This is a genomic window from Salipiger sp. 1_MG-2023 (assembly GCF_030547555.1).
GTDB lineage: Bacteria > Pseudomonadota > Alphaproteobacteria > Rhodobacterales > Rhodobacteraceae > Salipiger.
In genome coordinates this window covers 1-7,035 of the sequence record NZ_JAUOQN010000103.1, presented here as the reverse complement: position 1 = coordinate 7,035, position 7,035 = coordinate 1, and the positions used below count along the sequence as shown (strand labels likewise).

Sequence of the window (7,035 nt, the reverse complement as noted above, 5' to 3'; positions counted from 1 at the left end):
GTCGGTCTGCTCATCCCCTCCAGTTATCGCACTGGATTCGCAAGGTGAATCCCTCACAGGCTTTGTGCAACAGAGCCGGTCATATCTGCTCTGCGCTTTTGCCGCGGTTATTCTGGCGGGTTCACGCTGGTTCAGCTCCATGCGGATCTCGCGCAACTTCTGCGTGAGCCGTTCAGTCAGATCAGACAGGCGCGGGATGTTGTCGATAAATTTGATTGTGCTGAACGGGATCGTGGTGGTCGCGCGAGTCATGGCGGACTCCTTTCAAGGCGCGGCATACAGGCCGCGGCGGCGCTCTCGGGCCTGGCAGGCCTGAAAGACGGGGGATGAAAGGTTCCGGAACCTTGGTGTCATTCAGTGAAAGGGAATCGATCTGGCTGTCAAATCAGCGCGAAAGAGGCCGGTACGGGCGCAGCCTATTACCGGCCAAAACAAACCTCAACATACTGAAGTTAATATATAAAATATGATTCTTGTGGCATCATGGGCATCGTCTTGCGCAGACTATTGCTTGCTTTTGCGCAGACATTAGCTGTTTTTGGCAAATATTAAAAGTGGTGACCCCGGCAGGATTCGAACCTGCAACCTGCCCCTTAGGAGGGTGTTACTCATCTTCTATTTCTCCATTTGATTTCTGAATGTTACCGTCTCCCGATAAGCGCGTCTGTACACGGGATGTACGAAAAAGCGCTCGAATGTCCGCCTCGTCGGTCTCCGGATGGGCGTAGATGCTCATCGGCAAATTAGCGTCTGACCAACGCCCCGCTCGCGCGGCTGTCACCGGATCGATACCCTGCCGGATGACCAGTTCAGTGAAGAACCCGTGCCTTCCTGCGGCATGAGCTGAGAGATACGGAATACCGGCACGACGGCAGATTGTCTTCCAGCGGCTATTATAACCGGTCGAGCTCGCATACCCGAATATCCGCGGCGGCAAAGTCGCTCCGGTTCTGCGGTTGCGAGGGCGCTTGGGGCGCAGCTCCAGCAACTCTTCCATCATTTCCGGCGAGACAGTGATCCAGCTTTCCGGATGTCCCTTCTGAGCTTTGACCCGGACCTGGCATTTCTCCGGGCGCAGGTCGTCTGGTTTCAGAGAAACAGCCTGATCAATCCTGGCGGCCGTTTCGAACATGAAGCGCGCCATGGCCGCATTGTAAGGATCAGCTTCGGCACAGAAATCGTCGATCCAAGCACGGGTCGCCGGCACCCGCTCCACCCGGCTCGTCTTGCCCCGACGTTTGTCTTGAGTATTCCGCTCGAACTGATCGTAGCGCCGCACCCGCAGCAGCGGCGTCCCCTTCAGCTCGTGCGCATTGTTGATGACCGCCCGCGCTGGCGTCACGATTTCCCGCCACCAAGTATCTGTGGAGGCGTTCGGGCGCAGCTTCGGTCCGAGATTTTTTAGCAATCGCCCGGTAATGGCCGCGAGAGGCAAACTGCCAATCTCATCGAGGATCGGTAGCAGCTGGCGGGCGCTCCTGCTGTCGGGCTGGTAGAGTTCGATTGCATCCGCGAAGCGAAGGGCCCGCTCTTCGCCAACGATGTGCTTGCGGATCTGCAACTCGGTCTCTTCGCTTATCCAGTCCCGCGCGCCAGCTTCCGAAGTCGATCTCGTGCTTTGTCGATATGGGCCGGCGATCGGGCGGCTGTTGTATTCGATCCAGCCTTTGACCCAATAGACCTTGCCTCTGAGGTACGGTTCGAGCGGCACTTCCAATCCTCCGTCAGAATTTCATCAATCTGTTCGGGCGTGATGATCATGGCATTGCCGATACGAAAGCACGCACCTAGGCGATTGGCTTTTTCCCGCAACGTTCGCTCGGCGATGTTGATTTGGCGGTACTCCTCCAACCAGGAAACCCAGTCTGCGGGGGACTTGCCCGCGTCCAGGATAGTCGAACCACATCGGGCCTTCTCCTGGCGAGCGGATGAATCGCGATCTCGATCGAATTCACTTCCCATGAGACCAACTCCTCGCAGTCTGCCCACCCCTGCGAACCCGTGCTCCTTCGGCAGACAGGATCGCCTCGACATGCTCTGCCGACAGCAACATGACACGGCCCAAGGCGTAGTAATGTCCACACGAGCGAGCCTTCGCCCGCAAAACGCGCGCTGAAACCTCTGCTCCTTGTGAGCGCAGCCGCTCGCACCAAACCTCTGGCGTGACTGCGTTCTCAAATGTATTGTTCATTTGCGCCTCCAAACCGCTTTCTTATTGCTATAATGGCTCGCGCAAATCTACCAAGTAAATGAAATTATTATGTTTTCTCATAGCCCCACAAAGCGGCACAATCTGGCAGGTTTTCGATCTGATGAAGGAACGTTCAATGCCATTTCAGTTCAAGCCCGACCCAAACCAAGACAATTTGGTGATTCGCCCAGGCATGTCAGCGCAGCAAAAGGGCTGGATTGGGCGGAAGCAGATCGAGCGTTCTCAAGACGCGCGGCACGAAGAGGCCGAAGAGGCCCGAACCTTTGAACGCATCCGTCGACGCCGTGAATTAAGCCTCAGCCAAGGGCTTCGGAAATACCGCGGTCGCCGCGACCTCACCCAGGATCAAATGGCAGAAGAGCTGGGCTGCTCCGTACGAGCCTATCGCGGCTACGAAAGCGGAGAACGCGATATGCCGAGTTCCTTGCTACTTCAGATTCTGGCGCGGGGTGATGTAGACATACATGACCTCCTTAACGTCCGGCGAGATCCTGTTGCGGCCAGCACACGCGATGCAGTCATAGATCGCTACCACCAGGCGATAAACCTGTTCTCAGAGCGAGACCTCTACTTACCCGTAGATGCCGAAGAGCCCGCACGGCGCATAGCGGGCGAAATCACGGAACTCGGCGCAAGCGAGACGACCTCAGTTCCCGCGCGCGTGGAAGAGGAGTGGTCCCACCTTGAACAATGGTATCAGGATGGTGGCTGGGGCTGGGATGCCGACGAAGATTGCAGGAGGGCGAAGCAAGAGGAGGAGCGTAGAGCGCAACGACGGGCCCGATACGCAGAAAATAAATGTTTCGATTAGATCGGGGCGCGATGACGTAGATTTAGTCCGGAGCAGACATGGTCCATCACCAGTTTCGGCACCCCGCCTTCCAGCAGGTTGGGCGGCGAGCCGCCGTTCGCTGCGCGGTATGTCACCTCCAGCAAAACTGGGAAAGCGGTCGTTCAGGGGCGTCACGCAGCGGACAATGCGCCAGGCCGTGCGAAGCGCAGGTCTGGCGAAATCTCGGTCGAGAGATACACGAACCGGCGGATCAGAAGCCATACTTCTCTCTGCGAAGATTGAACGCTGCAGCGCCGCCTTCCATGATGCGTTTGATGGCCTCACGGACATCTGGAATGTCGATGGCCCCCTCTCCCGCTATCTTGCCGCCGGACTGATCGCCCGCCTTGCGGTATTCGCACCAGGCGACAAGCTCTGCGTCCCCGTTGACGACGAGATTGGCATTGTGGCTGACGAAGATGAGTTGACGCCGCTTTTTGGCCGCCCATATCTGTTCGACGATTTCCTGCATCACGGGGTTGTCGAGGTCTTCTTCTGGCTGGTCGATCAGAAGGGGCGGCCCTGCCTGGTTCAGAAGCGTGCGCAGGAGCGCCGTTGCCTGCTGGCCTGACGAGGCGTTCGAGAAATTGATGTATTCTCCCTCGCGCGAACGGTACTCGAAATGGGGCTCGCTCTGGATTTCAGTTAGGGACAGTGACAGCCAGTCATCGGGGGAAAGTTTGCGAGCGAGCTTATCGCAATCGCCCTTGGTCGCGCCTGCGCTGGTGAGAAACGGGGTCTCGGGAAGCTGTTCGGTTGAATCTTTGTCGGGATCGAAGTTCGCCAAGGTCTCGAGGTCTTCAAGCGTGCCGAGCCATGAGCGGTGAGGATCATCCGCCTCAATAATGGCCTCGGCAATGCGCTCGATCCGGTCTTTGCGGATTCCCGAACCGCTCAGACGTTCTCTCAGCAACTCTGAAAACGCATCTGCATTTGAATACCTGTGAACAATCGCGCGGACGGCACCGCCGGATCTCTCAGTCAGAGCCTCGCACTGTCCTTGGATCAGGTCGTCGCGTTGCCTTCTAAGTTCGTGCAGCCTCTCCTGTTCGGCCTGATAGGTTTCTCCGGCCTTCTGGAGCGATATAAATTCGTCTGACAGCCGGGCATGTTCCTTCTGGAGCGATGCGACCTTGGCTTCCAGCAACTTCAGCTGCTCCATCCGATCCCGATGCGCGGACGATCTGCCCAGTGCAACGGAATAGGCGTGGCGGTAGGCCTCAAGCCTTACGCTCCATTGCGACCATTTGCTGTCTTCGCGCTCTGCGAGGGCCTGATCGATGCCGGACTTGGCCCCGTGCAACGCTTTTGCGATTCCGGCAACCAGTGCGTCGTACTCGGCGGACAGTTTCGCAATCAGCGCCTTTTCGGGAAATTCATCGGGCAGCCCCGCGAGGTCTCCGCGGATTTCGCCGCCGAGCAGTTCGAGCAGCTGATCGATCCGCCCGCCCGCATCCCGCAAACGCTGCTTGCGGGCATCCAAGGCCTGTTCGGCGCTGTCATATTGCGATCCGAGCTCCAGCAGCGTCCGGTCCTCTTGCGACAGCCCGCCGAGCGATGCGCGTATGCTGCTCGCCTGTTCCTGGTAGGAGCGGACTTCCAGGGTAAGCCGGGCGATATCCTTTTCGATGGTCTTCTGGCGTTGCCTCGTGGAATAGCTCTTGCGCAGCTTTTCACTTTGTTCGTCCATCTGCCGTTCGAGCTGCCCGAGTTCGGTGCGGATCGGCGCGGCGATAAACCTTGCAAGCTCGTCCAGGCGAACACTGACATTGCTGAGTTGCTTCTGGCTGTAGGCCTGAACAGGCAGCAGGGTGCGTACCTCGTTCTCGGTGCAGGGCCGCAGTTCATCGTCGCCAACCTTAATCTGCACGGTGCCGTCTTTGCTGGCCCTTCGCACAAGATGAGGCACGCCATTCACGGTGAAAGCGACATCAACGGTCGCGCCAAGAGGCTTGAGCGTTCCCTCGATCAGCCGCGCGCGGCGCGCTTGGTAGTCGGGAGTGTCGTCGTCGCTTCCAGCGGGAGGCTGGTCGCACAGCGCCCACCGCAGATATTCAAGGATTGTGGACTTTCCGGTGCCCCGCCCGCCGATCAGCGCGTTGTACTGAGGATTGAAGGCAAGTTCTAAAGGCCCGAGGAAAGAGCTGTTCTGTACACTGATCGACGTAATGACGACCGAAGGGACACTTGGCTCAGTGTCGGAAATACGCGATTCCTGGGCTAGGCATGCCTGCCGCAGCGCTTCCGCCGTCGGGCTGGCCCATTTAATCCATGACGAATGCTTGCCGAGATCGGCGTGATCTTCGCGGCGGTTGTCGGAAGTCTGGATGCAGGCGATGCGCTTGTGGCCCCAGGCCTTTTCCTTCCCCGCAAGAATATTCAGAGTTCCCGGTTTCAGCCCGTCCTTTGAGCCGTCCAGATAGCCCCCGACGCAGGGCATGTCCTTGTATCTTTGGGCCATACCGCTACGGAGCAAAGAGAATTTTCCCTCGCCGCTGACATTTGGAAGAATGATATAGCGGTCCTTGAGCCAGCTGTGTTCGTCCAGTTTGGACTTTAGGGTCCTCAGGGAATCGATGTGATCAAGGCGTTCCGTCTGAATCGTCTTTTCGTCGCCTGACGGAGCGGGCGTGATCGTCAATGCCGTCAGGACGGCATCAAAGCGGTTGTCCTCAAAATCAGCATCCAGGAGGAGGATTGCCTGGCAGGGGACAGCGAGGGTCAGCTCGATTCCCGGGAAGACGACGATACGGTCGCGGACCTGCAAGGGGTTACCTTCCGCATCCGTTTCCTGCGCGGCGGCCTGCCTGACATAGGGGATGAAGGCCATGTCGTGGTGATCAGTGATGGCAATGGCGTCCAGACCCTTCTCCCGGCACGCAGCGATAAGGGCGGCGGCATATTCGGCTCGGTCTTCGTCATCAATTCGCGGTTGGCCTGTCCATCGGCGATCTCTCGGGCTATGAACCTGAAAATCGCAGCGGTAAAAGTGCGCCCCCTTGTCTGCGCCGTTTGTAAGGTCGTCCCTCATTCTCCACCTCCAAAAGAATCGTCGTCAGTCGGCGTGATCCAAACTCAAACGGAGTAATACGGACATCGCCCAGCAACCGTGGCGCCGTCCGACGAATGCCTGCGATGCGTTTCGGGATCAAGGTTGGTCACCTTTGTTTTGCTCCCGCAACTGCTGAAGGGTGGCGTTGAAGAATGCCGCGAAGTAGTATTCCGGACAGCTGACCGTCCACTTTGGGTCGGCTACAGTCCAAACTCCATCGCACCAAGGAAATCTTCAAACCCATCTGCACGCTCTGCTTCATGGTAGGCTTCATTCAGCACAAAGAGCGCAGCTTGCATCAACTGGGTATCACGATGGTTGTCGTGCTTTTTGTCGCCATGAAACAGGTTGTTTCGAGCGGTTTTAATACTTTGGAAGAGGCTTGCTGTATCGTTTGGTGCAACGGGGTTTCCTGACCAGTCTACGCCACCATCATCGGTTGTGACGAGGTGATCCGGAGGAGCCTCGAAGTATATTTTCGCTTCGTCAGACCCCGCCATTTTTTGGAAGAACTCTTGCGGTAGGCGCTGAGCGAAAGTGTACCAAGCGGCATCCGGATAGGCCTCCCGGCGAAATCCGCCCTTCTTCATTGCGTATTCAAACCGGCTAAACACGGCCAAGAGGTCATATCCTGCTTCAGATAGTCTAGGCCGATAGTATTCTTCAAGCTTCATCCTGCACCTCATTGATCCGATGTAAGAGTGTATAAGGCCACCCACGTGAAGCTGCTTCACTTATTGACTGCGGGCAATGACTGCTTTCGGGGGATTGCAACGCAGCGATGTCTATGACGTTGGATGTCCGCTCTGGGCCGGGAACGTCAGTTCTGTAGCTGGGAGATCGTTGACCAACCAAATATCTTCGGTAGTGTCCCAACGCTTGGTGTAGGAGGCCGCGCGCGGAGCCCCCGGCGTAGCGCAGCGCGCGGCCGGGTGTGAC

Annotated in this window: 4 protein-coding genes and 1 pseudogene; 1 reads left to right on the top strand and 4 read right to left on the bottom strand. The window is 57.6% G+C overall.

The genetic code is table 11. From position 1 onward, the window contains the following. Positions 1-252 (bottom strand): annotated as a pseudogene (locus Q4543_RS23370) (hypothetical protein); the annotation flags it as partial. Between the two features lie 352 nt (positions 253-604). After that, the gene (locus Q4543_RS23365; protein ID WP_303442364.1) at positions 605-1,711 is read right to left on the bottom strand and encodes a site-specific integrase; all 1,107 of its coding nucleotides are present in this window, start codon (positions 1,709-1,711) and stop codon (positions 605-607) included. 616 nt (positions 1,712-2,327) lie between these two features. Here Q4543_RS23365 and Q4543_RS23360 point away from each other — a divergent pair. Beyond that, on the top strand, positions 2,328-3,023 hold the full coding sequence (locus Q4543_RS23360) for a helix-turn-helix domain-containing protein (protein ID WP_303442361.1): 696 nt from the start codon (positions 2,328-2,330) through the stop codon (positions 3,021-3,023). 232 nt (positions 3,024-3,255) lie between these two features. Here the strand turns inward: Q4543_RS23360 and Q4543_RS23355 are convergent, their stop codons facing one another. Next, the gene (locus tag Q4543_RS23355; protein WP_303442359.1) at positions 3,256-6,075 is read right to left on the bottom strand and encodes a TrlF family AAA-like ATPase; all 2,820 of its coding nucleotides are present in this window, start codon (positions 6,073-6,075) and stop codon (positions 3,256-3,258) included. Between the two features lie 221 nt (positions 6,076-6,296). Next, on the bottom strand, positions 6,297-6,770 hold the full coding sequence (locus Q4543_RS23350; protein ID WP_303442357.1) for a hypothetical protein: 474 nt from the start codon (positions 6,768-6,770) through the stop codon (positions 6,297-6,299). Positions 6,771-7,035 lie beyond the last annotated feature (265 nt).

Excerpts from the sequence above, each read along its gene's own strand:
- Q4543_RS23360 (WP_303442361.1), top strand. The coding sequence starts at position 2,328 with ATGCCATTTCAGTTCAAGCCCGACCCAAACCAAGACAATTTGGTGATT.
- Q4543_RS23355 (WP_303442359.1), bottom strand. The coding sequence starts at position 6,075 with ATGAGGGACGACCTTACAAACGGCGCAGACAAGGGGGCGCACTTTTAC.
- Q4543_RS23350 (WP_303442357.1), bottom strand. The coding sequence starts at position 6,770 with ATGAAGCTTGAAGAATACTATCGGCCTAGACTATCTGAAGCAGGATAT.